General features: G+C 59.6%; 19 protein-coding genes. 12 read left to right on the top strand and 7 right to left on the bottom strand.

Annotation, left to right across the window (positions count from 1 at the left end; genetic code table 11):
* Positions 1 to 320 precede the first annotated feature (320 nt).
* Both S4A8_RS03195 and S4A8_RS03190 read left to right on the top strand, forming a co-directional pair.
* On the top strand, positions 321 to 1,244 hold the full coding sequence (locus S4A8_RS03195) for a metallophosphoesterase (protein WP_353219001.1): 924 nt from the start codon (positions 321 to 323) through the stop codon (positions 1,242 to 1,244).
* Positions 1,245 to 1,282: 38 nt separating this feature from the next.
* Positions 1,283 to 1,990: a hypothetical protein gene (locus tag S4A8_RS03190; RefSeq protein WP_353219000.1), complete on the top strand. Its 708-nt coding sequence runs from the start codon at positions 1,283 to 1,285 to the stop codon at positions 1,988 to 1,990.
* A gap of 182 nt (positions 1,991 to 2,172) precedes the next feature.
* On the opposite strand, the gene S4A8_RS03185 is transcribed toward S4A8_RS03190, so the two are convergent.
* On the bottom strand, positions 2,173 to 3,849 hold the full coding sequence (locus tag S4A8_RS03185) for an ATP-binding domain-containing protein (protein ID WP_353218999.1): 1,677 nt from the start codon (positions 3,847 to 3,849) through the stop codon (positions 2,173 to 2,175).
* Between the two features lie 231 nt (positions 3,850 to 4,080).
* Here S4A8_RS03185 and S4A8_RS03180 point away from each other — a divergent pair, with 231 nt between their 5' ends.
* The 6 genes from S4A8_RS03180 (at position 4,081) to S4A8_RS03155 (ending at position 14,214) form a co-directional block, all read left to right on the top strand.
* Entirely contained in the window at positions 4,081 to 4,764 is a 684-nt protein-coding gene (locus tag S4A8_RS03180) for a hypothetical protein (RefSeq protein WP_353218998.1), read from the top strand.
* Positions 4,761 to 5,228 carry a hypothetical protein gene (locus tag S4A8_RS03175; RefSeq protein ID WP_353218997.1) on the top strand — a complete coding sequence of 156 codons (468 nt, stop codon included), beginning with the start codon at positions 4,761 to 4,763 and terminating at the stop codon, positions 5,226 to 5,228. The genes S4A8_RS03180 and S4A8_RS03175 overlap by 4 nt, the downstream gene beginning before the upstream one ends.
* Positions 5,229 to 5,407: 179 nt before the next feature.
* Entirely contained in the window at positions 5,408 to 7,957 is a 2,550-nt protein-coding gene (locus S4A8_RS03170; RefSeq protein ID WP_353218996.1) for a DUF8426 domain-containing protein, read from the top strand.
* A complete protein-coding gene (locus S4A8_RS03165) occupies positions 7,957 to 9,273 on the top strand; it encodes an McrC family protein (RefSeq protein WP_353218995.1) in 1,317 nt (438 codons plus the stop codon). The genes S4A8_RS03170 and S4A8_RS03165 overlap by 1 nt, the downstream gene beginning before the upstream one ends.
* A 151-nt stretch (positions 9,274 to 9,424) precedes the next feature.
* Positions 9,425 to 10,702 (top strand): metallophosphoesterase family protein, encoded by a 1,278-nt coding sequence (locus S4A8_RS03160; RefSeq protein WP_353218994.1) that lies wholly within the window; start codon positions 9,425 to 9,427, stop codon positions 10,700 to 10,702.
* Entirely contained in the window at positions 10,702 to 14,214 is a 3,513-nt protein-coding gene (locus S4A8_RS03155) for an ATP-binding protein (RefSeq protein ID WP_353218993.1), read from the top strand. Before S4A8_RS03160 ends, S4A8_RS03155 begins: the two co-directional genes overlap by 1 nt.
* Before the next feature lie 397 nt (positions 14,215 to 14,611).
* Here S4A8_RS03155 and S4A8_RS03150 read toward each other — a convergent pair whose 3' ends face one another.
* Positions 14,612 to 16,321 carry an MBL fold metallo-hydrolase gene (locus tag S4A8_RS03150; protein ID WP_353218992.1) on the bottom strand — a complete coding sequence of 570 codons (1,710 nt, stop codon included), beginning with the start codon at positions 16,319 to 16,321 and terminating at the stop codon, positions 14,612 to 14,614.
* Positions 16,322 to 16,496: 175 nt separating this feature from the next.
* On the opposite strand from S4A8_RS03150, the gene S4A8_RS03145 reads away from it, so the two are divergent.
* Positions 16,497 to 19,217, top strand: a complete 2,721-nt coding sequence (locus S4A8_RS03145; protein ID WP_353218991.1) for a hypothetical protein — start codon at positions 16,497 to 16,499, stop codon at positions 19,215 to 19,217.
* A gap of 285 nt (positions 19,218 to 19,502) precedes the next feature.
* On the opposite strand, the gene S4A8_RS03140 is transcribed toward S4A8_RS03145, so the two are convergent.
* Complete coding sequence (locus tag S4A8_RS03140; protein WP_353218990.1) at positions 19,503 to 19,826, bottom strand: hypothetical protein; 324 nt, start codon at positions 19,824 to 19,826, stop codon at positions 19,503 to 19,505.
* Between the two features lie 64 nt (positions 19,827 to 19,890).
* Between S4A8_RS03140 and S4A8_RS03135 the strand changes: the two genes are divergently transcribed.
* Positions 19,891 to 20,622, top strand: a complete 732-nt coding sequence (locus S4A8_RS03135) for an SOS response-associated peptidase (RefSeq protein ID WP_353218989.1) — start codon at positions 19,891 to 19,893, stop codon at positions 20,620 to 20,622.
* A gap of 316 nt (positions 20,623 to 20,938) precedes the next feature.
* Here the strand turns inward: S4A8_RS03135 and S4A8_RS03130 are convergent, their stop codons facing one another.
* Complete coding sequence (locus S4A8_RS03130; RefSeq protein WP_353218988.1) at positions 20,939 to 21,307, bottom strand: hypothetical protein; 369 nt, start codon at positions 21,305 to 21,307, stop codon at positions 20,939 to 20,941.
* 521 nt (positions 21,308 to 21,828) lie between these two features.
* Here S4A8_RS03130 and S4A8_RS03125 point away from each other — a divergent pair.
* The gene (locus S4A8_RS03125) at positions 21,829 to 22,617 is read left to right on the top strand and encodes a metallophosphoesterase (protein ID WP_353218987.1); all 789 of its coding nucleotides are present in this window, start codon (positions 21,829 to 21,831) and stop codon (positions 22,615 to 22,617) included.
* A gap of 8 nt (positions 22,618 to 22,625) precedes the next feature.
* Complete coding sequence (locus tag S4A8_RS03120) at positions 22,626 to 23,384, top strand: metallophosphoesterase (RefSeq protein ID WP_353218986.1); 759 nt, start codon at positions 22,626 to 22,628, stop codon at positions 23,382 to 23,384.
* 332 nt (positions 23,385 to 23,716) lie between these two features.
* Here S4A8_RS03120 and S4A8_RS03115 read toward each other — a convergent pair whose 3' ends face one another.
* From S4A8_RS03115 to S4A8_RS03105, 3 genes are read right to left on the bottom strand one after another with little or no spacing between them, the layout of a single operon-like run.
* Positions 23,717 to 23,854: a DUF2474 family protein gene (locus tag S4A8_RS03115; RefSeq protein ID WP_353180944.1), complete on the bottom strand. Its 138-nt coding sequence runs from the start codon at positions 23,852 to 23,854 to the stop codon at positions 23,717 to 23,719.
* Positions 23,855 to 23,856: 2 nt separating this feature from the next.
* Positions 23,857 to 24,864, bottom strand: coding sequence for a cytochrome d ubiquinol oxidase subunit II (cydB, locus tag S4A8_RS03110; RefSeq protein WP_353180945.1), 1,008 nt, complete (start codon positions 24,862 to 24,864; stop codon positions 23,857 to 23,859).
* Positions 24,861 to 26,255 carry a cytochrome ubiquinol oxidase subunit I gene (locus S4A8_RS03105; RefSeq protein WP_353180946.1) on the bottom strand — a complete coding sequence of 465 codons (1,395 nt, stop codon included), beginning with the start codon at positions 26,253 to 26,255 and terminating at the stop codon, positions 24,861 to 24,863. Before S4A8_RS03105 ends, cydB begins: the two co-directional genes overlap by 4 nt.
* Positions 26,256 to 26,439: the final 184 nt, after the last annotated feature.

The following is a 26,439-nucleotide window of genomic DNA, read 5'->3' as shown; positions in this document are numbered from 1 at the left end:
TCGTCATGTACTCAGCGCACGAGAGTCGGCCGCCTCTTTTAGAATCCGTGCCGCGATACGTTTATTGATGTGTCTGGAATTCGCTGCCTCGGCCATCTCGTACTCCTCTGAAAAGATTTCCGCGCAAGATATCGAGGGAATGCGACAACAAATGTCGCAAGTAAGCGTCGAGTTCGTTAAGCCGGTTCTGTGCCGTGCGGTCCGGCGTACCGGCGCGCTTTTTAACTCGTAAGCGACATGACGTGTCGCTCGTATACGAATACTAGTAACGGCTCGTAGACGCGATGCGTCGCGGCGAGCGAACTAACTCAGGGGAATGAATGAACGACGGATTGGACTTCATTGGTGACATCCATGGTCATGCCGATGAACTCGAGGCATTGCTTGGTCGATTGGGCTACGTCGAACGGCAGGGGGTTTATCAACATCCCCGACGATGCGTGGTTTTTCTGGGGGACTTCATTGACGGTGGTTCGAAAAACAAACGCGTTGTCGAGATCGCGCGGGCCATGGTGAGTGCCGGGGGCGCCTTTGCGATCATGGGCAATCATGAGTACAACGCGATTTGCTACCACACGCGTGATCCAGAGGACCCGGACAAGTGGCTGCGATCTCATTCCGAAGACCATCGTCGCCAGCACGAGACAACGCTTGCGGAGATCGAAGGCGATCCCCAGGCGATTGACGACATGGTGGGGTGGTTTCGCACGCTACCGCTGTATCTGGACCTTGAAAGCGTCCGTGCGGCTCACGCGTGCTGGGATCACCGGTGGATTGCCTATCTAGCCAACCGGCTCGGTGCATCAGTAAAGATGGATGATGCGTTTCTGGCCGCGTCGTCTAAGAAAGGTACGGCAGAACACGACGCAGTGGAGACCGTACTCAAAGGTGCCGAGATCGAACTACCGGCGGGCGTCGCGTTCCCTGACAAGAACGGGAAGATGCGAAACGAGGCGCGTGTTCGATGGTGGGCCAGCGAAGCGAAAGATCTAGCCGGCATGGTCATCGGACCGCCGAGCCTGTATGAGGAAACCCGCGGTCTGCCAGCCACGCCTGAAGCGCTCCAAGCCTACCCACCGATTGAGCCACCGGTTTTTTTCGGCCACTACTGGTTTACTGGCCAACCGGACCTTCAGGCACCGAACGTAGCTTGTCTCGACTACAGTGTGGCCCGCAACGGCAAACTGGTGGCGTACCGCTGGGATGGGGAGCATGCGTTAGATCCGGCGTCCTTTATCTGGTGATGCGAAGGCGTAAGTAATCACTTTGATAAGGAACTGCTATGCCTGATCAGGACCAGAGTCGCGCACTCCGGATCGATGAACCGGTCACGCGCCATACCAACAGCCGACAAATTGATGCACTCGATGAAATCCGCCGGACCACGATTCGAGAAGAGACGCTGAGTCGTTTCGCTTATGAGTATCCGGACGCGTTTTGGCACTGGCTCGATAACCACTCTGAGGTCGTGGAATCGAGCCCAGATCTCGACGCCTTCGAGCTTTTACCGGCTTCGTCCTATGCCGGCAACACACACTACGGCCTCTGCCGCGCGCGTGCCATGCGTGACCTCGCCTGTGATCCGGATTGGCCCCGGCCCCCAGCTAATGAATGTCTGTTCTGCACGCGGTCCGTTGTCGACACCGGTGGCTATCGCTGGGTCCGAACCGCGCACGTCAGGGTTGCCCTCGTACCGGACGAGCTTTTGCACGCTGTGGTTCCCGTGACAGTCGCTAGCCGAACGCAGCCGCTGTTCGACGAAGGTGGCTCGCTCAGCGTCATCCTCTGGAAACGGAACGAGCGCGTTACGACCAAGGTACTTGACCAGGCTGTACGCACATTCCGCGAGTGCCGTTTGCCGTGGTTCTGTCAACGGTGTGGATCCATCGAGTCACGCGCAAAGCCGAGCGCGGCCAGTGCCAGCGGTTGGCTCGTCGTTGACGATGGGTTCATCCGCACGCTCGCGGAGACTCGCGTTAATTCGTACTGACTCTAAGTCCGCTCGGGCTCCATGGCTTGGGCTGAAACGTTCACAGCCGAACACAACGCGACGTCCAACTAAGTCTCTGACCGAACAAAGTGCGCTGCGACATCTCACGCCTGCGCCGGGTGGGGGCCTTCGTTTTACGGCTCGAGTACCGACCACTCGCTGTCACGAGTACTCCGCCCACGTTATTTGATCGTCTCCGGAATCCGTTGTCCCCCTGCCAATGGCTCGGCAAGCGGCGATTCGGCGTCGACCAGCAGTTCCAATCGAACGGTGGCTCGTGTCATGCCGCAAAACAGCAGGCGGCGGGTATCGCCTGCGCTATGAGCCGTAGCAGCGGCGTCGATTAGTATCACCGCTGGCGCATGGCCGCCCTTGAATCGAAGCACACTGTCGAAGCGAAGATGTCCGTCGCTGAAGATCGGCTCTGAGGTCTCCGTGTCGTAGTGAAGGAAACGGCGCAGTCCAACCCCCGCGAGGGTGTCGCACTCGTAGATTGCCGAATGCCGGAAACTACTGCAGGTGAGTATCAGGATATGGTCGTTGTCGAAGCCATCGCGGCGCAACATGTTGATGCAAGCCTCAAGCCGTTTAATCAACTGGCGGTCACCCGAGTGGGTCGTCACACCTACGCCGAGCCCCGGAAGACCGGTGCCGCATTCAATAGGAATCCCGAGGGTGGTCTCGATGAACGTCGCGATGGAGCGCGGCGTGCGATAGCTCGTATCGGCCCGGTACGTTACCAGGGCTGGTGTCTCGATCGGTTCGATGGCAAATACGTTCTGGTTCGGATCCTCAAGCCAGAGCATCTCGTAGTCATCGGTCAAAAACAGCCGCAGCACCTCGAACCAGTGCGCACGAAAATCCTGGCCTTCGTCGATGATGAGTGCGTCGAATTTCAACGCGTCGGGGATATCCAGGCCGAGCACGGAATCCACAAGTTCGTCCCAGAAAGTGTGATCGTCGGCATCCGTGAACACGACCGGCACCCCCGCCGCTTCGCGAGCAGCATGACATAGGCCGTGAAAGGTATGGATCGCGTCAGCGCGCGTTGGGAATTGCGAGAGCAAAGCGTCGCGTAGAACGCGGTTAAAGCACACGTAGAGTGGGGTGCGTCCGCGGTCGAGCCAGCGCTCCATTATTCGATGCGCGGCCAGAGTCTTGCCGCAACCGGCGATCCCTTGGATGCGAAGCCTGTACGGTTCGAAAGAAAGCCCTTCGACTATTTCAGAGAGCCCGCCAGCCAACCGCGTATAGCGCGTCTCGTTGAGTCCGATCCGTCCGGCAACGTCGGGGACCACATCCAGGCTCTGGTGAAAGAAGGCGTGCACGCGTTCCGGGTCTGGCAGCTCTAGCTCTCGTTCATCGGTGAACAGCGATTCAATCGCCGGCCCGAGACCATCCCGCGCGCTCGCATCGACGACTCGCGTTTCGTCTAACGCGCTGCCGTTCACGCGCAGCACACGATGATCGGGACAATAAAGAAGGCAGTTCACGAACAGGCCGCCTTCGCCCGGGTTCTGGGACGCGAATTTTGTTCGGATCGCGTCGAGAGACCGCTGTATCTGATCGCCTACCGACTTGCGACGCGTGCCGTCGTAGCGCTTGTACAGGCCGTTGTCATCCTCCTCCAGCAGGCCGTTCTTCTGTTCGATGACAACGATACGGCCCGACTCGTCGACGACCAGGAAGTCGATTTCGCCGTAGCGGGTCGCAAAGCGCGAGACCGACGACCAATGCACGCCGTGAAAGACGGTCAGTGTGTCTGGCAGGCCCGTTTGCAGCGTTTTCAGTGTCGCCAGCTCGGCGGCGTGGTGATCCGCTGTGCCCTCGAAAACGTCGCTCGGTATCAGTACGGCCATCAGGTTGCTTGTTGAATCCCAGCGTGCAGCTAAGCAAACCCCGCTAGGTTTTGTCGATTGCCGCGGTAAGTCGGTCGGGTAAGACATACGACACAGGTTGTCGTGCGGCAATGGTTAGATGGCGGCGAAGAGTAGGGAGGGGTTTATGAAGGATTTTATCGAGCGTTTCCGATTGTACGAACTGGGTGACGAATTAGCTTCCGTACGATTGGATGCCACTGGAGTGAACTCGTGACAGTCGAATCCTCCGATACCGGTGTAGCGAGCCGGTTGGTCGGCGCCGTCCGCCGAAATGCTCAAAGCACATCGGCGTTCATCGTATTGCAACGTATGGGCTACCGGCGTGTACGCGCGCGTCATCTTTCGCGACTCGCAGCTGTGGTGGGCGACGATCTGCTTGGACTTGATCAACCGTCGTTTGATTTCCACTACACCGCCGAGGGCTTCGCGAGAAAGTTGTGCGAAGTGCTGGAAATCGACCGAGGCACCAGTGAGCGCGGTATTACAGCACTTCGAGATTGCGTCACGAATCGCCGAGCCTACGTGCCGTATCTGTTCGTAGATACGGATTTCCGTCGGGCCTCTCAGCCGATCTTCGTGCTCGCGGCTATGGAGGGCCAGCGACGCTTGATGTTCGCGCGCCACTTTCGAGATCTCAGTTGGGACGCGCAGATCGAAATGGCCGGCAAGCGGGCGCGTCAGCACTATGTGCAGGCCAAAGGTGCGCTGGCAATCTGGGGTGATATCGAGCGTTATCACCTTTATCAGGCGCCTGGTCGGGTCGTTACCCTCAATACCTGCGGTGCGTTCATCACGGTACGAGGGGCTGTATCCATGCCCCGCGCGACGATGTCGCACGGCACACGCACGATTGAGGCCGGCGTCATCGGCGCATCCGGTGGAGCGACACCTTGATCAATAGAAAACGAATCAAAAATTGGTCGCGCACAAGTGACCATCGTGAAAGGGTTGGACCGATTCCAAGGCCGCCACAGCTTCGTGAGGCTTGTCTCTGGTTGTTGCGCCGAGACGCCGAATTATTTTTCGTGAATGGTTCATGTGAACCGATCGACCGTCTTGCGACATCTATGTCAGCCGTCGCGCTCGTGGATGACGGTGTGTTTGCTTGTGATGCGGCGGAGATCATTCAGTACGACGAAATCGTGCCCGACGAAGCCGTAAAGATTGACGAATACGATGACTTTTACGATCTAGACTACCTGCTTGGCGCCACGATCCTCATCGAGGCTGGGCGCTTGGGCCGCGTGGCCTGTTATGTCCCCGGGCGCAAAGGCGGTATTCACGAGCAAGTTCTACGATGGAAGGGTGGCCCTTGGCACGCTCGCGTTGTGGTCGAGCCGTTGGAATCGCCTTGCTGAGCTCGACCATCTCCGGTTTTGGTAGCGTCGCGATTTAGAGTCCCAAGGTCCAATGACCCTCTCCCCAATAGCCGCGTTTGTCGCGATCTGGGCGGAGTAACGCTGTACCTGCGAGTGTTTGAGGGAGAAGATCATCGCGAACACATTGTGTGTCTTGCCTAAACGAAAGTGGGGGTTACATGTGGGAGGACGTTGAAGCTCGTGTAGTCGAGAACGATGCGAAGCAAGAAAACGCGGTCCGACAAGAATTTCTAGGCATCGTCCGTGACAGCGGCGTCCTGCCCAACGGTGGCGCAACAAAATATATGGTGGGTTTCGCGTGCGCGGACGAGACTACGGTTGTTTGGGAGCTGACTGGCCAAGCCAAGAACTTTTTTGTCGCCCCGAACTGGCGAGACGCAATTGAACGCGCGGGCTTTAGATACGAGGAAAAGCCGTTTCTAAATGACTTGAAGGATGGGGGGCGCCACTCCGGTCTCAATAGACACTGGTCCTTCCCGGGATCCGACTGCCTCTGCGTGAAAATTAAAGGGCCGGATGAGCTGCGTGGTCTTCTTGCTGCGCTTGGCGTTCGGGTGGGAGAGCCGAAAGCCGGTTTTTTACGAAGCAGAGTCGAGGCCGCAATGGATGCCTTCGACCGCTATCGTATGAGCGGGGAGAACGTGGGGCTCTTCGGCCACTTTAGTGATCCGCGCGAATTCTGGGTACGTTCTACGCGTGAGCGTGAGGATCGTGTCTATCCAACGAAGCCCGTCGTAGCACACGTACGGAACTCGACCGACTTGAATGGCGGGTGGAGCACTAGGCACAGCGCGGCTGCCTACCTGCACAACGCCGGGTTTATCATCGTCGATCATGAGGACAAACCTCTTGCGCCGCCCGTAGACCAGGATCACCTCGTACGCGGAGCCGAGCGTATACGGCTTTGTGCTTTGAATTACTTTATCGAACCAGCACGAGAGCAGGGCGTCTCCGAGGTCGCGATATGCGCTGGCGATCTTGCCGCGGCCATGGGGCTGGAAGATGCATTTCCAAACGTTTGCCAAGCCCTCGGTGGCAATAAGTTCCAGCAGCTAGCCCGTGTGCCACCGCCGGTGCATACCGAGCCCAACCCGAGTAGCTCGACCATTTTCAGATACAAGCTTGAACCGCAAACTAAGGCCGATACCGTGATAGAAGAAGTAACAGAGCCAGCGCCTTCGGCATCCAACCTGATCCTTTACGGCCCCCCCGGCACGGGCAAGACCTACCGAACGGCATGGGAGGCGGTTCGGCTTTGTCGCGGCGAACAGGTGGCGGCGGAGTTGGAGGGCGAGGAGAAGCGTGAGGATCTGATGGCCGAGTATCGGCAGTTGGCGAGTGAGGGCCGTATCGAGTTCGTGACCTTCCATCAATCGCTGTCGTACGAAGAGTTCGTCGAAGGCCTGCGGCCGAGCACCAGCGACGACGCCAGTGATGGGCCGGAGGAAGCTGTGATCACCACAGGCTTCCATCTGAATGCCCACGACGGTGTGTTCAAGCGGGTGAGCGAGCGCGCACGACTTGATCAGCCCGCAGGTGGCCCCTCAGGGCGGCTAGACCGTTCCGCCCGTGTGTTCAAGGTCGCGCTTGGAAGGCGGCAAGTCGAACAGGAGAGGGTTCGCTTCGGATTGGACCACGGATTGATCCATGTTGGTTGGGGCGGGGATATCGACTGGTCAGACGAGCGGTTCGACGATTTCGATGAAATCGTCTCCGAATGGAGAGCGCGGAAGAACTCCGACGCCACCGGGCACGATGGAAACATCGTGATTACCTTATCGCTCAGGGCCGACATGCAGGTCGGCGATTATGTTGTCATCTCTGATGGAAGGGACCGGATCCAGGCTTTGGGCAAGGTGACTGGTGACTATTTCTACGATCCAGATGCCGCATTCCATCCGCATCGGCGCCACGTGGAGTGGCTTTGGCGCGACGATAAGGGGATTGACCGCAGCCGCTTCTACCCAAACGGTTTCAGACGCCATGCCGTTTACAAGCTGAAACAGTCACTCGTGGACTGGGATGCGCTAGAGGCGATTGTCCAAGGCGATGAAACCCTTCGCGTAAGCCCGTCTGCACAGGGCCACGTCCTCATCATCGACGAGATCAACCGGGCAAACATCTCAAAGGTCTTCGGCGAACTGATTACGCTTTTGGAGCCGGACAAGCGGTTGGGGATGCCAAACGAGATCCGTCTGGTCTTGCCATACTCGAAAAAGCACTTTGGAGTGCCTCCTAATCTACACATCATCGGCACGATGAACACAGCAGACCGGTCTATTGCGCTTCTGGACACCGCGTTGCGCCGCCGCTTCACATTTCGTGAGCTGATGCCAAATCCTTCGGTGCTTGCCGCAAATGTCGGTGGCATCGACCTACAGCGACTCTTGAGCAAAATAAACGAACGCATCGAGTATTTGTTTGATCGCGAGCATCAGATCGGGCACGCATATTTCACCGGCTGTGCGACTCGGGGCGATGTTGAGGAGGTCATGCGTCACAAGGTGATCCCTCTGCTGGCCGAGTATTTCTATGAAGACTGGTCCAGGGTTGCCGTCGTTCTCGGTGAAACGGAACAAGGCCCCGCGCGGTTCTTGAAAGCAGAACGGCTTGTCGCGCCTGCAGGCATTTCCGAGGAAGAATATTCCGGCGAGAAGCTACGCTGGCGCGTCCAGGACGGGTTCGATTTCTCAGAATTCGAGTCCTGATGCCGTCCTACACTGTGCGTGAGTGGGAGACGCTGCCCTACGGCGTGGGTGATGGCTACATTCCGTCGAACCTGGCTGCCCGCCTGGTGGCGGTAGCTAAGAGGTCACGTTTCGCCGGCCGGGGTGGGACTGGCGTGCTGGAGGATCGACGGCACGAGCTGAGGGCCCGTGGTGTGGTCGGCGTGCTGGCGGCGCAGAGCTGTAGCCTGGAGATACTTCCGAAAATGGATGTCGCATCGGATGAAGACCCGGAGCGTGAGATAGCATCCATTCGCAAGCGCCTTGTCCATATGTTGGCGGTCGCGCTTGATCTGAAGATCGAGACAGGACGAGTTACCGACCTCGACTGGCAGCGGGAGACGGTTCTCGAGATTCTGATCCGGGTGTTTTCCAACAAACTGACCGAGGCGATCCGCCGCGGCGTGCCGCGGCGCTATGTCGATCAGGAGGACGACCTGCCAGCCCTGCGCGGTACGCTTGACGTACCGCGGCAATTCACCCACTACGCAGCGAATCCGGGACGCCTTGCCTGTCGCTTCGACGAGTTGTCGGAAGACATCGCACTCAATCGCATCATGAAGGCGGCGGTTGGGCACTTGGCGAGATTGGCGCGCAACCCGACTAGCCGTCAGCGCCTTCGAGAGCTCGGATTCGTCTATGCGGACATCGCGGATGTACCTACAGGGGACCTACCTTGGGAGAAGGTCGTCATCGACCGCACGAACCGTGCTTGGCGAGAACTGTTCACCATGGCGCAACTGTTCCTTCAAAACCGGTACCAGACGACCAGTAGCGGGTCAGGCCATGGAACGGCGCTACTATTCGAGATGAACACGCTTTTCGAAGAGTACGTTGGCCGGCTCGTCAGGCGAGCGCTGGTTGGGACGCCCTACCACGTTAGCTTGCAGGGGGGGCGGTTGTTCTGCCTGACCTCCCTTAACGATAACCGCGACGTATTCCAGACGAAGCCCGATATCTTGATACGAAGCCGCGGGCAGATTATTCAGGTGATCGATACGAAGTGGAAACGGATATCCGACCGGATAGATGATCCGAAATATGGTATTTCCCAAGGAGACGTCTACCAGATGATGGCTTACGCCCATATCTACAAGGCGCCCCGGCTTACACTGCTCTATCCTCATCACCACAGATTAGGTGGAGCCGAGGGTGTCCAGCAGCAATTTCGGATCACAGGTCGGAAAACGGTCATCGAAGCGGCAAGCGTCAACGTCGCCGATGGGAACGACTTGGTCACGCGCTTGAGGAACACTATTCTTCCGGCGATCAGGGAAGAGCAGTTGGTCACTCGATGAACGCCCGCGCTCGATTTGTGTGGCGCCTAGGACGATCGAGCAGGACGAGACCAGAGCGAGAGATTCCTGAAATGTTTCGAATGGAAGAAGTCAGCCCAAAAACGAGCCTACTTCGAAGTGTCGCATCTAATGGGTTCGTACCCTGACGACTATGGCGACGTTAAAGTTCATCCACGCAGCTGACATTCATCTGGATAGTCCGCTCAACGGCCTTTCAACGGATGATGAAGTGGCCGCCGAGCAGATACGTCTCGCCACCCGGTATGCGCTCGAGAACCTCGTGACCGAGGCGATCGACCGTGCCGTGGATTTCATGCTCATCGCGGGCGATCTCTACGACGGCGACTGGCGGGACTATCGAACCGGGCTGTTCTTCACCCGTCAGATGGCGCGATTGAAGTCAGCCGAAATACCGGTGTTCGTGATACAGGGTAACCACGACGCCGAGAGCAAGATGACCCGGCATCTGCAGCTGCCCGAGAACGTCCATCTGTTCGGTTCCAAAAAGCCGTCTACGAAAACGCTCGACGATCTCGGCGTAGCGATCCACGGATATAGCTACAAGACCCGCGACGTCACCGAGAATCTGGTGCCGCACTATCCGGCACCCGTACCGGGCTTGTTCAATATCGCGCTTTTACATACGGCGCTCAATGGGCGGGCGGGCCACGCGAACTACGCGCCCTGTACGTTGGCCGAATTGCAGAACAAGGGCTACGACTACTGGGCACTGGGTCATGTGCACGCGTACGAACTGCTGAGCGAAGCGCCGCACGTGGTGTTCCCAGGAAATCTGCAGGGACGCTCAATACGCGAAACCGGCCCGAAGCAGGCCTTGGAAGTCGTGGTCGAAGATGGTCGGGTCGTCGACACCACCTCAATGTATTGCGACGTCGTGCGATGGGCCGCGGTGGATGTACCCATCGATGACTGCGACCGGCTGAATCAGGTCTATGACGCAATCAGCGAGGCGGTTCAGTCAGCGGTGGCGCAGCATGCCGAAAACCGCCTGCTGGCGATGCGCATTCGACTCGTCGGTACCAGCGCACTACACGGCGAACTGACCGCGCGCGGCGCCGAACTGATTGCCCAGGCCCGCAATGCGGCGCAAAGCCTCGGCGCCGGGGCGGCGTACATAGAGAAACTCGTTGTCGCCACCGAGCCGAGCGTGACCGCGGAGGCAATGCGGGCACGCGAAGACGCTCTGGGGGAGCTGCGACGGCTTATGGACGGTGCGGTCGACGACCCGGAACTGGTGAAGATTCTGGACGACGATATCGGTGCGCTCGTGCGGAGTCTGCCCGCGGACGTCCAGGCGCAGGTGGAAGAGCCGATTCTGCAGGCGGCAATCGACGGCGAAACGGCGACGATGCTGCAGGGTGCCAGCGACTATCTTATGGGCCGATTGACGGCCCCCGGAGACCGCTGATGCGTTTGCGTCGTCTTGACCTGATCCGCTACGGCCGATTCACGGGTCAGAGTATCGAACTGCCCGCGAGCGAACCCGACCTGCGCGTGATCTACGGGCCGAACGAGGCGGGCAAATCGACGACGCGCGCGGCGCTGAATGACCTGCTATACGGTTTCGGTCAGACCTCGGACTACGCCTTTCTTCACCCCTACGGCGCATTGCGTATTGGTGCGGTCTTGGAAGCCGACTCAGGGACGCTGGATTTCGTGCGCAAGAAGGGCCGTAAGAATACGGTGCTCGACCGCCACGACACACCCGCGCCGGCCCTGGAGGCCTCGCTGGGTCGAGCATTGGCGAATACCGACCTGGATTTTTTCGAGCGCATGTTCAGTCTGGATCAGGAACGGCTTCGCGAAGGCGCGGCACAGTTGCCAGGCCAAGGCGGGGATGGCGATACTGGCCTGCTGGCGGCCGGCGCCGGCATCACCGATCTGCTGGCGCGACGCCAGGCACTCGCAGCGGAAGCCGACAGTCTCTGGGGACCGCGCGAAAAGCAGAGTCGCGCCTATACGCAGGCCGCGAACCGTCTGAAAGCGGCGGAAAAGACGATGCGGGACCTTGAGGTCAGCGCAGCGCAGTGGGAGAAACTGAGAAAGGCGTACCAGACAGCCGATGACGACTATGAAGCGCTGAAGAAGCGTCTGCGCGAGACACGGGCCGAGCGGACCCGGCTGGAGCGGATTCGCCGCGTGATGCCGCATATCCGGCGATACCTGGATCTCGGTGAAGAGCTTGCAGCACTTGGTGACGTGACGGCGCTAGATGAGAGCGCGCGCGGCGTGTTTGATGCGGCGCTTCATGATGTTCACCGTGCCGAGGCAGGCGTGCGCGAGCAGCAACGGCGCATGGATACGCTCAAGGAAAGAATCACCAACACGCCTTGCGACGATCAGGTACTGGCTCGCGCAGCGGAGATCGGCCAGCTCGCCGAGCGGCGGTCTCGCATAATCGAGGACGCGGATCTGCTCACGCGATCCCGCGTGGAGCTGGAAAGCACCGAAAGGACGCTGTACAGCGACGCTACTTCGCTCGGGTGGGCGCCGGAGTCGATCGAAGCCCTGATGAAGCGGCTGCCGAATGAGAGCGATCTTGCGCATGCGGTGAATCTTCGAAACGCCTACGGGGAAAAGGCCGAGCGAGCCGAGAGCGCTTCCCAGCGCGAACAGGACACACGAGTTCGCCGGCAGCAGATGCGCGCACGGCTCGAGACCCTGGGTCAGCCGGCAGACGTCGAGGGTCTCGACGCGCTGGCGACCACACTAAAGGGCGATACCGGCCCCCACCTTCGGCTACAGGCCGCGTGGGAGAGCCGGGACCGATACCAGAACGAAATCGATCGTCTACTCGAGCGGATGACACCTGCCATTGACGAAGCCGGCCTGCGCGCGTTCGAGCCGCCGCCAGCCTACACAGTCGAGGAATTCGTCGACTCGCTTCAGGATGCCGATCTTGCCCTTGCGAATGTCCGCCAGGCGCGTGACGACACCGCACAGACGCTGCGCCTGGATCGTCGTGCCTACGAACAGGCGTTGGCGAGCGAGAAGCTGGCCACGGAAGCGGAACTCGAGGACCTGCGCCGCCAGCGCGAGATGGGCTGGCGTTTTGTTCGAAACCGGTACATCGGCAACGCGCCCCCCGATCCAGACGAACTCGAATCTTATGTCGGAGACCACCCGAACCTTGCCACTGCGTACGAGCACGCGGTTCGGACGGCCGACGAGGCCGCCGACCGCCGGTTCGAGAAGGCCGAAACGGCCGGTCAACTGAAGGAGAGATCGCGTAGCATCGCCGTCCAGGCCGAGCGGTTGGAAATGCTGGAAGCCAAGGTAGGTAAGGCCGAGCAAAGCCGCGATCGCCTGAGGCATGAATGGCGCCAGCTTTGGGAAAACGCCCCGTTCGAACCCGCGCCGCCGGCGGCGATGCACGACTGGCTCGACCTGCGGGCCCAGCTGCTGGAGCGCATCCGCGACCGTGAAGCCACGGCTTCGAGTGCCGACCGGTTGGAGGCCGGCCTCGTTCAGGACTGCGAGCGGCTGCGCCTGGCCCTGCGCAGTGCGGGTCGGAACACGGCCTCATTGAAAGACGAGGACTTCGCGTTGCTGATGGCGCGAGCCGAGCAAGTCCTGAAAGAAGAGCATGCACGTAAGCAGGACCGCCAGACTCTGCACCGAGATCTCGCTGAGCTCGATCCTCAACTCGCTCAGCGCCGCGAAGCAGCCCGGACGTGCCAGGACGAACTGAACGACTGGGCAAGAGATTGGACACAAGCCCTTGCGCGGCTCGGTCTCGACGACACATTGACCGCGCGCGACGCCCAGCAGCCGCTGGCTACGCTGATGCGCCTGCGCCAGACCATCGATCAATGGCGTCAACACGACGCAGGCATCGCCGACATGGAGGCGCGCGCGCAGGCATTCGAGGATGCCGTCCTCCAACTGGTCAGGGAGGTCGCGCGTGATCTGCACGATCAATCGGCGCTGGCCGCTTCGAACGAACTGAGGGATCGATTGGTGCTGGCCCGCCAAGTGCGTCAGAAACTCGATGACTGGGCGGTGGAGTTGGAATCGACCGGACAGCGTGTCCACGAGCTGGAGCAGACCCAGGTAGAGGCGGGCGAAACGTTGCAAAGATTGCACGCGCTGGCCGGAACCAGGAATACCGCTGAACTCTCAGGCGCGATCGAGCGATCGGATGAACACCGGCGGCTGAAGGCGCACCAGAATGACCTTCAAGAGACCGCCGTGGCCCAGGGCGACGGTCTGGCGCTCCAGGAACTGCTCGACGAGTGCAGTCGATACAATCCCGGCGCGCTCGCTCGCGCGGCGTCCGAGGTCCAGGATCGGGCCTCGGAACTGGAGTCAGAAGAACCGCGCCTTTTGGAAACACGAAACGAAGCGCGCGATGCCTTTGAGTCCGTCGGGGGTGACGATGCCTACGCCGTGGCCGCGTCCGAGCGATCGCAGGCGCTAGCGGATATGCGTGAAGCCGCCGAAGCCTACGCACGGGTCGGTACCGCCTCGATTCTTCTGCGCTGGGCCGCGCAGCGCTACCGGCTGGAAAAGATCCAGCCGCTCATGACGCGAGCCGGCGAGATTTTTTCGACACTGACGCTTGGGTCGTTCGACGCGTTGATTCCAGTCTTCGACGAAGACGACGAAATGCACATCGCAGGACGCCGGGCTGACGAGGAGGCTGTGCGGGTCAAGGCAATGAGCGAGGGCACGCAAGACCAGCTGTTCCTTGCGCTGCGCCTGGCGTCTGTTGAAGAGTACCTTGAGCGCGGCACGGTACTGCCGTTCGTGGCCGACGATCTTTTCGTGAATTTCGATGACGACCGAGCTTTGGCAGGCCTGCGCGTTCTCGCCGAGTTATCGAAGAAAACCCAAGTGTTGTTCTTTACACACCACCAGCACCTGTGCGATCTGGCACGTCAGGCCACCGAGTCTGATCGCTGCGTGATTCGTGTCTAGGTGTGCGCGGGCTGTTTTAACGTGGCGTCGAAACAACAAAATCGGTGAGCCGGCGCGCGTTCGCGCTCGAGGTCGCATACGCAGTCAGTGCGCGCATACACAATCGAGTATCTGGCGTGCCTGCTAAGGTGACCTTATGCCGCCAGAATGGTCTATGGGCGGGCCTTGATACGAGAACTTATCTGTAGCGGAGCGCGAGCGCGCTCTATTAAATGTTTTTCTAGCGTCTAGCCAAGACCTGAAAAAGTTCCAATAGCGTTAAAAGATCGACGCATGCTTTAGGAGAAGCGCCGCAAAGCTTTGACTCGCACTTTGCGGCGCCTCTTCATGGCGCAGTCGACATACTGGAGCTGTTCCGGGATGTAAACGTCTGACGGTGGCTCTAACTTCCCTGGCGCTACATCGTGGATAGCTGATTTTCTAGCGCTTGGATTTGCCGCCGAATCCGGTCACGTTCTTCGCGACCAACCGTCGTATTTGCGGCGTGTTCGAGGTCATGCCATACGTCAGGGTCATGGGGTCTTAAGATATCGACATTGAGACCCCAATCGTCTGCGCGGCGTAGGAGCGCATCTTCCAAAGCGCGACGCTGCCGATCTTCGCCATGTTGAAGAAACACGGTTGGCGCCATCACTTGGTCGGTCTCTTCCTTGAACGTATGGAATAACCAGTTCACCAAGTCGGATTGGTCTCCATGTGCCGAATACCCGTCAAGACGCTGGACTTCCGCCTTGATTTCGCTGACCGGTAGGCTTGCGACGTGGCCGCCATTCGGTTGTGCCCAGTGGATCTCATCGTTACGGAGTGCACGATCGCCGGGCGAACTATTCATCACCTCGAGAAATTTCCCGCAGGCTGACGACGGGGCGCAGTAACCACTGGGCGCGATCAGGTTACGCGGGTGACGTGCGAGCGATGGCAGCCAGTGTGCGGCCGGTCCGCCATCGCCCATTCCGGAAGTCATCAAGACAACTCTGGGCCGGTTGCCGGTTTGGCGAATCTCTTCGTTTCGGTCTTCGGCTACTCGGAAGAGGGGTCGCCAGGCGCGAGCGACCGCGTTACCCGCCAGTATCTTCTTGGCGGCAAGTCGGTCGGTGCCGAGAGCCATCTCGCATATCGCCAGAGCTGACCGAACATCGTCGGGGTTTTTGTGATCGAGTTCGAGCTCTCGAAAGACCTGCTTGCCGAGCCAACTTGAGAACGTCTTGCCCGTATGTTGGACAGTCTGCGTCTTACGCAGCGCACGCAGGGTTATGTCATTCACCGCAAGCGCGCTGGGTGAATCCAGAACGAAATCGATCGCACCGTACTGGTCTGGGGCGTTCGCGACGATGTGATGCAGGTCGAACATGATGTCCTGGGTGCGCCCGACGGCGAAGGCAGTGATCGCGGCGGTCCCGTTTGATTCGAGTACGCGATCGAGCAGGGCGCGTAGCCGGTTGCGACGGGCCTCGGGCGATCGTTGTTCAACGCATCTGTTCTTGTCGCCATAAGTGGATTCGAGCACTGCGAAATCGGCTGGCGCTGGATGCTGGCGAGGGCGCAGGAATGGAAGGACTTCGTGATCTTTCGAGCCGGGCCCGATGTCACCAGAGAACACGATGCTGCGTTGATCGCCGCCGGGCGGGCCCCACAGCACCGTGATGCTGGTCGAGCCAATGATGTGACCACTGGGAAAAAAGCGGATGAACAGATCATCGTCGACCGGGTGATAGGCGCCAAACCGCGTATCGCCGTTCGGGGTATGCCACCGCACGCGGTCGACATCTTCGAGCGCATACGGCGTGTCAGGGAAACTCGCCGCGTCCTTGAGCAATAGCGTCGCGAGTTCTTCCGTTTCCTTTGTGCAATAGACCGTGCCCGAGAAGCCGCGTTTATAGAGCTCGGGTATCAGGCCGCAGTGGTCGACATGCGCATGTGTGAGCAGGACGAACTTGAGATCGCTCGGTTCGAAAGGCCAATGGTCTCCGGCGTTCCAACTTTTCGCGGTGGCCTCGCTTTGCTGAATGCCGCAATCGACAAGAAAGCTCCAGTTCCTGGCCGTGTCGCGCATCCAGGCGCAGGATCCCGTGACTTTGCCGAGCGGGCCTAAGAATTGAATTTCCATAGCGTGGTTCCTTTTTGGTAGTGCGTGATCGCAATCGCACTTTGGAATGCGCGCTACAGCAATGCAATTAAAATGCAATGCAATGCATCGGTGCAGTAATCAATGCATTCTCGCCGTTTCGACGATATAGTTCGATGCGCAACCGGGAGATGCTATGGGATTAGTCAGACAGGCAATGGCGAACCACAACGTGGTGTCGTTCGATGAACTCGGCGCGCAGCTATGCGAACGGTTTCCAGATCAGGATTGGCCCAAGCCACGCTCGTTGGGGGTAAAGCTCGGCGAACTCGACCGTGGTCGAACTGACTGGTGGCTAAAGCGTGATGCGTTTGTCGAAAAGCTCACTGCTTTTCTCGAGTGTTCATCGAAAGACCTGGGGCTCCATGCGGCTGACCGCGGCCGCGCGATCTATTCTTTCGACGATTTCCCGGAGCTCAAGCCGCTCGATCTTACGCGGGAGTCGCCGTGCGATATTGGGTATTGGACAACCTCTGCTGGCGACGACCCCGACACAGAGATTCGAACCTGGTTCGGATCGCCAGTGAGGGGCTTACGCACTGGGGCGCTGGCGCCGGGCGTTACGTGGCTGCATGTCTCGTCGGGCACCGGGCGTACCCTTTTCTGGGAGCGTCTCAAACGGCACTCGCCGTACGCGTGCCGAACCGCTTCAACTGTAGCTTCCGCGCGCGAACCGCTCGCGCAGGCGCAAGCCGTGTGCCTATACGTTAGCGATTCCGCGGGCGAGCGCGACGCTTTGGCACTGGCACACAAACATCCGGAGTGCGCCGTACTCGTGTGTGCGCCCTTCGAATTTCAGGCACCGGACGACCGGCAATCGATGAGCGAATACAGCTGGACCTATCAGACGGCCTCGACCGATGAACGCGCGAGGTTGCGGCTGACCCAGTCAGGACCCTTCTTCGGCGAGGGCAAGCTCAAGCAATACCGTTGGCAGTTACACGCCGACTGGCGCTCGCGCCTGCTTCAGTGGATTGATCGACGACTCGGGGCGCAGGGCCCAGGGTTTGACCCGCAACATCTCGAACGGTGGCTGGCCGAATCCGGGGAGCAAAACCTGGTTGATACGCCCGCCGATCTGATTGCGATCTGTCGTTTCGCGCACCGATTCGGCAGCCGCAACCTGCCAAGAATGAGTGAGCGTATCGCAGGCGGCCGGCTTCTTGAATTGATCGGTGATTCGAGGCCGGACGTGCGCGCCGATTTCAAAGCGATCGTCGTCGAATGGCTCATGGCAGCCCACGTGCCGTGGGGGCGCTCGATCGATGCAAGATCCTGGCGAGGCATTTCAAGCGCGAGTCGTCACCCGGGCGAATCGGATGATCTCATCGAAGCGATCGCGCAGGAAGCGGACGGCGACAAGCGCCGCGTGTTCGCCGAGCAGATAAAACATCGATTGAGTGAGTCGCCGCGTTCCGATCTAAGCGATACAGAATTTTTGCTTCAAAATCATTTGGCTGAATGGCAGCTACGCCCGAAGCTCCTCGCTCATCTGGTCGCGCGGGACGAACTTCTACAGCAGATCATTCAACACCCACACACGGCGTGGGGCCACCTGTATTTCGACGCAACCCGACGCCCCGTCGTGGATGACGCGCTCGCGTTGCTGAAAGTCGGCGAGTTGAACGATGTGTGTCGGCGCTTGATGACGGCGGGGTCGGGTGATGCCGCGAGCATCGGAGCGGCCGAGGCGTTATTTTGCGCGGTCGGTTTTCGCGACATGTCGGACACAACGCCGGATGCGGAGGTGCTTGAACACCTCGGCGCTCGGGTTATTGAGCGATTGAACGGCGACGACGTGTATATGCCGCCGCAGGCCTGGACATCGATCAATACTGACCGATCTGCTTGGCAGGCGGTGTGTTGGGCATGGAGCCTGACTACGCCTCAAGTTACGGAAATACCCGAGGAATGGGCTGCCTATTTCCCTGGTTGGGTTCGGAAGTTCGATGCGCCTGATTGGACGTTCGCAGTGACCTCTTTCGACGCCGATCGCAGCCTTTCCGAGTTGGCGCCCTCGGACCGATTACTGGTCCGACAGGCACGGCAAGTGGTTGATGTATTGGCTCCATTGGAGGTCGATGCGCCTGGCGTATTGATTCCCGATGCACTGGTGCGTTGTGTGACCGACGAAGCGAGGGTGCCGGATGACTGGTGGGCGTTTGTCTTTAATCATGAGTGGGCTCGCGAGATCGTGGAGCATCGGCTGGGCCAGGTCTCGGGCGATCTGACACCCGTGCTCCTATCCTTTACGGAAGCCGTCGCTAGTTTGGCTAAAAATGAAGTGTTGAATGCGCAGGCCAAGCGATCGTTCATAGGGTTGGCGATGGTGCGGGGCACGGCGCTTCGAAAGACGCTCTTCGACCGATCGAACGCGGCAGCGTTTGTGGACGCTATCTCGGCCGATGCGCATATGTTTGTATGCCAGAACTTCGTCTCACTGCCAACGAACTACCAGCTTGCCTTGTTGAAGCAATGGCAAAGCCGGCCCGATGAGTTGTATGGGTGGTGGGTTCGTATCGCGCCCGACCTCCACGCTGAATTGATTGATGCACTCGTCCCTTGGCTAGAGGAGCGGGGGGCTCAGTACATGTTCGCACCGTTTGTATGGAATGTGTCTCCTGATAAAGCCAAGGCTCTATTGTTGGGGGGCGGCAGTCGAAGTCTGAAACGTTCTCTCATTCTTGCATTCGACATCTGCAGCGATCAGATTGACCCCTTCGGATCAGCATTGGCCGATGTCGTCGAGGTTTTAGCGCGCGATGCCGAGCTCTTGTCTGAGGTGGAGCGTAGGGAGTGGGTAACGCGGCAGTTGCCCCGTTCGGGGTGGTTGGCACCCAGGTTGCTCGCTTTGGTGCCCACACCGGCCGCTCGATAATCGAGCGAGTTCAACGCTCCACAATGCGGCAGGGGTTCTCAACCGTCCGCCGAAACGGGGTAGAACCCCCGCTGGGTGCAAAGTAGTCTGGCAACTTAGCCGCGTCCTCATGATAGACGGGCGTTCGACCACCAAGGTCCCGCTTCAAGGGTAGTTCGCGACAGCTGCCGCGCATTGACACGCTATCTGCCGCTGGCGGTCGTCGAATAGCCGGTGCGGAGATGTCTCGCGAAAACGCCGGTGGCGCTGTCAGCGCCTCCGTGGCCGTGCCATCGCCCGGGCGTGTTATCGCGCGATGAAGCAAGTGCAGATCGGGCAGTGCATATGCGCGAGGCGGTCTCGGCGCTCGGAGATATGAGGGTGCGCGTACCGGCACCCCGGGCAGCCGTCTTCGATCGCCGTTACGCCTTCAAACAGATACGCCGCTTCAATGCCGTCGGCGACATCGCGATAACCGCGCACAAGTGCGCCGAGCGCAGCTGGGATGCTCCGCCCACGCGCGGTCGGCCCAGTGTTGTACCAGCCGTCATCGATTCGACGCTGCATACGCGCGGCGTATTGATACGTGCCGAGAATGGGTCGCAACGCGACACGCCAGTGGTCGCTCACGAGCGGAAAATAGTACGCGCGAGGTGAATGTCCGGGATTGGGCATCGGACGATAATGACTGTATGTGTGTACAGTTCGCAAGGCGATCGTTGCGCGCTATGCTCGCCATATGTGTGGACGCTATGGTCGGTACAGCGCTGCGGAGCAATACGCCGCGATCATCGATGCGATGGTCTCGCCTCAACTCGAGGACAGTGCGCGCTACAACCGGCCGCCGGGTACGTTTCAGCTCGTTGGACTGGTGAACCCGGATGACGGCAACACCACGCTCGGTCCCGCCTGGTGGGGGTTCGTGCCGAACTGGGCGACGGACACAAAGCTGTCGCCTATCAACGCGCGGTCTGAGACCGCCGGCGAAAAGAAGCTGTTTGCGCGATCCTTTGAACAGCAGCGCTGTCTCGTCGCCGCGGACTACTGGATCGAGTGGCAACGCAACAGCGACGCTAAACAGCCGTATGCGATTCGCCCCAGCGACGGCCATCCTTTTTTCTTCGCGGGCATCTGGTCGAAGGCGTCACGTCTGTCGCTAGACCATGCCGCAGCCGGTCAGGTCACGTTCGCCATCCTCACCGGGCAGCCGAACGACGATATCGACCACATCCACGATCGCCAGCCTCAGGCGCTCACGGCGGAAGGTGCCCGGCACTGGATCGATCCGGACCTTGATGTCGACCGTGCGCATGAGGTGTTGAACGACGAACGCCACAAGACATATCAGGCATGGCCCATTGGCCGGCGAGTTGGCAATCCAAAAAACGACGACGCAGGAATTCTGGAAAGGATCGTGGCGGGCTGAGCGATTTCCACACCGGTTTGCATCTGTTTGAGTTCGACTTGCCCGGGTCAGCAGACAGTTTTGCCTACGATTGGCCAGGACCCAGCAGAACGAATGAGCATCGATCAGTCGCATGGCGTCGGCCCAGATCGTAAGCATCGTAAAGCCGGAACCTGTCCGGTCTGAACTAGCGGGGTTGATTGCCGTTGGTCTCTAGCCCTCCTATGTGGTTTCAGGACGTTGCGGAACCCGCCGAGTCCAATAGCAGGCCAGAAGTGCATAGGAATCCGGACAAGTCCAATTGGACGCTGCCACCACCAACCCGTCGCGTCTATCGTCAGCCCTGTATACAGGCGTTGAAACTGGTATTCCGATAGATATCGATTGCTCGGATCTTAGCGTTGCGATCAGACACGACCGGTTTGGTATACGCCTCCGATACCACGAACTTTGTGAAGTTCGTCATTAGCCGTTTGAGTTCGGGATCAAGATCAGTGCGCTGATTGATCGCTTCTTCATCCCGCCTGAGAGCTGTGGGCAAGTCGACGCCAGACTGCCTGGACGCCATTGCCCGCTCAGCGGAATCGTATGCGGCATCGCATAGCTGGCGCTCAGCCTGATCGGCCAGTACTTGCTGAGATTGCGAGAACGCAACGCCGGATGAAAGAACGCAGACAACTGCCGCGATCACGATTTTGGTTGACACCGGGAAAACCCCCTTTTTAAAGCGCGGACGTCGCGCGATTGTTCGAGTTATAAGCGGCGACCGTTTAGCGCGAGCTCGGGCTAGCAGCGCCCGCAAAGCCGGACATTATCTGCGTCAGCAAGGCGCGACGCTGCTCATCGGGTATGGGTTTGCCGTTGATGACGATCTCATCGGTTGTGGCACACCGGTATTACCGATACGGGTAACGTCTAATACACCCGAGCCTTTCGCTTCTCGGCCGAGTCGTATCGCCCCATTATCGGTTTGGCAGGCAAGAACTTTAATGTATTTCGGGCATTGCGTGCCAGGCTGAAAAGCATCGGTGGCGATAAATGCCACCGGCGGGCAAACGAACTGTGGGTCATTCCACACGGCGACGGGATACGGTTGTGCGCGGCCGCACGATATTAACCGGATCATGCATTTTCAGACCGTGGCTATGGGCTGGGTCAGAAGTTGACCCATGGGGCGGTCCATAATCGCTGCGGTCATGTGTGCTAGCGGTAGAAGGGATCGAATACATGAAAGCTCTTGTCCAGTCACTCAAACCAAACGCCGCAGGCCGGGACTTCGTCGTCGGCGACATCCACGGCTGCTTCTACCTGCTCGAGGCACTACTTGCTCACGTCGAATTCGATGAAAAGACCGACCGTGTTTTTTCCCTTGGCGATCTCATCGATCACGGTCCCGAGAGCGAACGGGTTTCCGAATTCCTCTTAAAACCGTGGTTCCACGCGATCCGCGGTAACCACGAGTGGATGCTGCTGCGCGGCGCCCACACCGTGGAGCAGGCCCCGGTGGATATGGCAGCGGCTCAGCAGTGGCTATCGAACGCCGGCTCGTGGTTTTTTCAAATGCCGATCCCAGATCAGGAAGCAGCCTATTTCGACATTTCGCGGCTGCCCGTCATGCTGGAAGTCGAAGATGCCGAGGGCATAACGCACGGTTTGATTCACGGCGATGTCATCGCCGACGACTGGGGTGTAACGCGTGACCGTATTCAGCCGACAGACCCCGATCGGAATTTCGTGCAATCCCTTGAGCACGTGCTCTGGTCACGCGAGCGCTACGCCCGCCTGAGGTCGGCAGCCGGCGCCGAAGCGAACACCGTCGGTGTCGCGAATATCGATATCGTCTGGTTCGGCCACACGCCGCTCCCGCAACCGACCCGATCCGCCAATACCCGCTGGCTCGATACGGGGGCGGCCAAGGACGGCACGCTCTCCATTGCTGAGCTGGCGACCGATGGTCGGGTCTGGTCGATCGCCGAGGATTGCCTCACGGTAACGACCGAATGGAGCCGGCGATGAGACTGCGAGTGCTCTCCGATCTGCACCTTGAGTTCTACGACGTCCCCGAGCGCGCCGGTATCCGCGACGATGTAGACTGCGATCTCCTCGTGCTGGCGGGCGACATCCATGTAGGAACCCGGGGTATCGACTGGGCGGCGCATACCTTTGAGCGCCCCGTGCTTTATGTGTTGGGCAACCACGAGTTCTACGGGCAGGACTACACAACGCTGGTGCACGGGGCACGTGAAGCCGCCGCCTCTTACCCTAACGTGTCGCTCCTCGAGAACGACGAGGTCACGGTCGATGGCGTGCGATTTCTAGGCGCCACGCTATGGTCGGGGCTGGAATCCCCGCATTACACCAAGGCCGAGGTCGCCGCACTCGGGCGTTCGATGCTGATGGATTTTCGTCGAATCCGGGACGGGGATGGCTACATCACACCCGAGATGCTCTCCCGCCACTATCACGAAACGACGGGCTGGCTGGCCGCGAAGATCGATCGGGCAGCACCCGCCGTAGTGATTACCCACTTCGCACCGAGCGCAGCTACGCCGTTGCTTCATCCGCAGTTTGGGGATCACCCATTGGCACCGTACTTCCACAACAATCTCGAGCACCTGATGGGCGCCGGGGTAACCGCCTGGATCTACGGCCACAATCACTGGTCCGCACGCACCGACATCACAGCTCCCGATGGCTTCTCGACGTCGGTGTTATCCAACCAGTTGGGCTATCCGCACGAGCGGGCCGGATTCGACCCGGGCTTTGTGCTCGAGATTGAATGAGTCGGAGGGCCTAGCCAAACCTATAGGTTGTGGTACACGCTGCGACGCCACGCGGGCGAAAAGCGGCTTTATCGCGATGCTCACCTCGTCGGCTGAAGTCCCATTCCAAAAAGGTGTTGGTATCGCCGATCGACTATCGCGCTGCATTATAGTCGTACGACTATAGGACGCTTTCGCATGGCCTTTGGTCGACGTTTTCTGTCGCCATTAGCCAACTTTCATTTGAACAGCGTAGTGCTTCGAAGCGTTAGCCAGTGTCAGCTTGCGGCCAATAGCGGACCTAATTAGGTCTCATGAAATAGTAGGCTGGGCCTCCTAGTCTGGCAGCAGTTCTAGTGTTCGAGCACGAAAAAGATCACCTCACGAAACACGAAGGCAGCCGCGCCCCAGGCCAGCAGGCTGGCGGCACCGATGCCGACGAACCAGAGCAGGCGTCGCGGAGTTTCACTGATGGCGAATCCTTTACGCATGACTAGTGATAGCCCATGTCACGGCTGACCTTGCCGCGAAATATCCAGTACGACCACCCCGTATAGAACAGGATGAACGGCAACAGGATCACCAGGCCCACGAGCAGAAAACTCTGTGTTTCCGGCGGCGAGGCAGCGTTCCATATGGTCAGATGCGGCGGAATGATATGCGGCCAGAAGCTCGCCGCGAGCCCGCCATAGCCGACGATGAACATCGCCAACGAAAGCAGGAAAGGCGCGTACTCCCGCCGCCGGCTCACGCTCCAGTACAAGAAATACGACACCACGATCGCGGCGATCGGGAACGGCACCAGCCACAGCGCATGCGGGAAACCGAACCAGCGCTCGGCATAGTTGCCGTCGAGGAACGGCACATAGATGCTCACCACCGCCATGAACACGATCACGGCCGTCAACAGTACGCGCGACCAGCCATAGGCGCGCCGCTGCAACAGGCCGGTGGTTTTCATCACCACCCAGGTCGCGCCCAGTAGTGCATAGCCGGCCACGAGTGCAGTGCCGGTAAGCATCGTGAAGCCCGAAAACCAGTCGAACGCGCCGCCGACATACTGGGCGCCGTTGGCCTCGATGCCCTGCACGATCGCGCCGAGGGTCACGCCCTGGAAGAAGGTCGCCAACACCGAGCCGAGAAAGAACGCCGTGTTCCAGCCGAACTTGCGCCGCGCCTTGAAGCGGAACTCGAAGGCCACGCCGCGAAAGATCAGCGCGATCAGCATGCCGGTCAGCGGCAGATAGAGCGCCGGCAGCAGCACCGTATAGGCCGGCGGGAAGGCCGCGAGCAGCGCGACGCCGCCCAACACCAGCCAGGTCTCGTTGCCGTCCCATATCGGCGCCACCGAATTCATCATGATGTCGCGCTCGGCCTCGCCATAGGCCACGCCCGACAGGATGCCGATGCCGAGCACGAAGCCGTCCAGCAGCACGTACATGATCACGCCAAAGCCAATGATCCCGAACCAGATCAGCGGCAGGATTTCGACCGTACTCATCGTTTTTCTCCCACCGGCTCATCGGGATACGACAACGGCCGGGCCGGCGTCGCATATGGATCGGGCACCGGATGCGCAGGCGCCTTCTCGGGCCCGGTACGCACCACGCGCACGATGTAATACAGCCCGGCGCCGAAGACGATGCCGTAGACGATCACGAAAGTGATCAGTGTCGCCAGCACGCTCGGCGCCGCCACCGGCGACAGCGAGTCGGACGTGCGCAGCAGGCCATAGACCGTATACGGCTGGCGCCCGATCTCGGTGGTGATCCAACCCGCCAGCACCGCGATGAAGCCCGAAGGAATCATCGCCACGAGATAGCGGTGATAGAGGCGCGAATCGAACAGCCGACCGCGAAATGCCAGCCACAGACCGAGCATGCCGGCAATCAACATGAGGATGCCCAGCCCCACCATGATCCGGAACGAGAAGAAGATCGGCGCGACCGGCGGACGCTCGCTCTCCGGGAAATCTTTGAGCCCGACCAGCTCGCCGTTCCATTCGTGGGTGAGGATCAGGCTGGCGAGATTCGGCACCGCGATCTCGAAGTGATTGGTTTCGTTCTCGGCATCCGGCCAGGCGAACAACGCCAGGGCCGCGCCCTCTTCGGTCTCCCAATGGGCTTCCATGGCAGCGACCTTGGCCGGCTGGTATTCCAGCGTCTTCAAACCGTGAAAGTCACCGGCGACGATCTGCAGCGGCGTGACGATGGATACGAACGCCACACCCATGATCAGCATCACGCGCGAGGCCTCGTGGGCCGTGCCCTTGAGCCGATACCAGGCGCCGACGCCCAGAATCACGAACGCCGTGGTCAGGAAGGCGGCCAACACCATGTGCACCAGCCGGTACGGGAACGACGGGTTGAACACGATCTTCCACCAGTCAACCGGATAGAAGATACCGTCGCGCAGTTCGAAGCCGTCCGGCGTGTGCATCCACGAATTCGCGGACAGAATCCAGAAGGCAGACAGCATGGTGCCGATCGCGACCATTGCGGTCGCGAAGAAATGCAGTTTCGGGCCGACCTTGTTCCAGCCGAACAGCATGATCCCGAGGAAGGTCGCCTCCAGGAAGAAGGCCGTCAGCACCTCGTAGGAGAACAGCGGGCCGAGTACCGGCGCGGTGGCTTCCGCGAACACCGACCAGTTGGTGCCGAACTGAAAGCTCATCACGATGCCGGAAACCACGCCCATGCCGAACGACACGGCGAAGATCTTTACCCAGAAGTGATACAGCCTGCGAAAGACATCGCGACCGGTGAGCAGGTGCATGCCTTCGCACATCGCCAGCCAGCTCGCCAGACCGATCGTGAATGCCGGGAACAGGATATGAAACGACACCACGAACGCGAACTGTATTCGCGACAGGATTTCCGGATCGAGAGCCATGCTTTTCACCTAGGAAGCTGCTTATCGAAGTATACCGGAGGGGGTATATAGCGTCACTATCCAATCGCGACTTAAATTACATGGCGGCTACGGAGAATAAGTCGGACCGCAGGGAGACGGTTGATTCAGATATGACGCACTAAGGAGGCTGTCAATGTATAATTTAGTAGGGCTTATTTCCTAG

The organism is Salinisphaera sp. S4-8, from assembly GCF_040361235.1.
In the GTDB taxonomy this organism is placed as follows: domain Bacteria; phylum Pseudomonadota; class Gammaproteobacteria; order Nevskiales; family Salinisphaeraceae; genus Salinisphaera.
Note: the sequence above shows the minus strand (reverse complement) of the source record. Positions and strands in the feature narration are given on the sequence as shown.

Coding starts and splice junctions, on each gene's coding strand:
- S4A8_RS03195 (WP_353219001.1), top strand. CDS start 321: ATGAACGACGGATTGGACTTCATTGGTGACATCCATGGTCATGCCGAT.
- S4A8_RS03160 (WP_353218994.1), top strand. CDS start 9,425: ATGGCGACGTTAAAGTTCATCCACGCAGCTGACATTCATCTGGATAGT.
- S4A8_RS03170 (WP_353218996.1), top strand. CDS start 5,408: ATGTGGGAGGACGTTGAAGCTCGTGTAGTCGAGAACGATGCGAAGCAA.
- S4A8_RS03150 (WP_353218992.1), bottom strand. CDS start 16,321: ATGGAAATTCAATTCTTAGGCCCGCTCGGCAAAGTCACGGGATCCTGC.
- cydB (WP_353180945.1), bottom strand. CDS start 24,864: ATGAGTACGGTCGAAATCCTGCCGCTGATCTGGTTCGGGATCATTGGC.
- S4A8_RS03190 (WP_353219000.1), top strand. CDS start 1,283: ATGCCTGATCAGGACCAGAGTCGCGCACTCCGGATCGATGAACCGGTC.
- S4A8_RS03105 (WP_353180946.1), bottom strand. CDS start 26,255: ATGGCTCTCGATCCGGAAATCCTGTCGCGAATACAGTTCGCGTTCGTG.
- S4A8_RS03165 (WP_353218995.1), top strand. CDS start 7,957: ATGCCGTCCTACACTGTGCGTGAGTGGGAGACGCTGCCCTACGGCGTG.
- S4A8_RS03115 (WP_353180944.1), bottom strand. CDS start 23,854: ATGCGTAAAGGATTCGCCATCAGTGAAACTCCGCGACGCCTGCTCTGG.
- S4A8_RS03145 (WP_353218991.1), top strand. CDS start 16,497: ATGGCGAACCACAACGTGGTGTCGTTCGATGAACTCGGCGCGCAGCTA.
- S4A8_RS03155 (WP_353218993.1), top strand. CDS start 10,702: ATGCGTTTGCGTCGTCTTGACCTGATCCGCTACGGCCGATTCACGGGT.
- S4A8_RS03185 (WP_353218999.1), bottom strand. CDS start 3,849: ATGGCCGTACTGATACCGAGCGACGTTTTCGAGGGCACAGCGGATCAC.
- S4A8_RS03125 (WP_353218987.1), top strand. CDS start 21,829: ATGAAAGCTCTTGTCCAGTCACTCAAACCAAACGCCGCAGGCCGGGAC.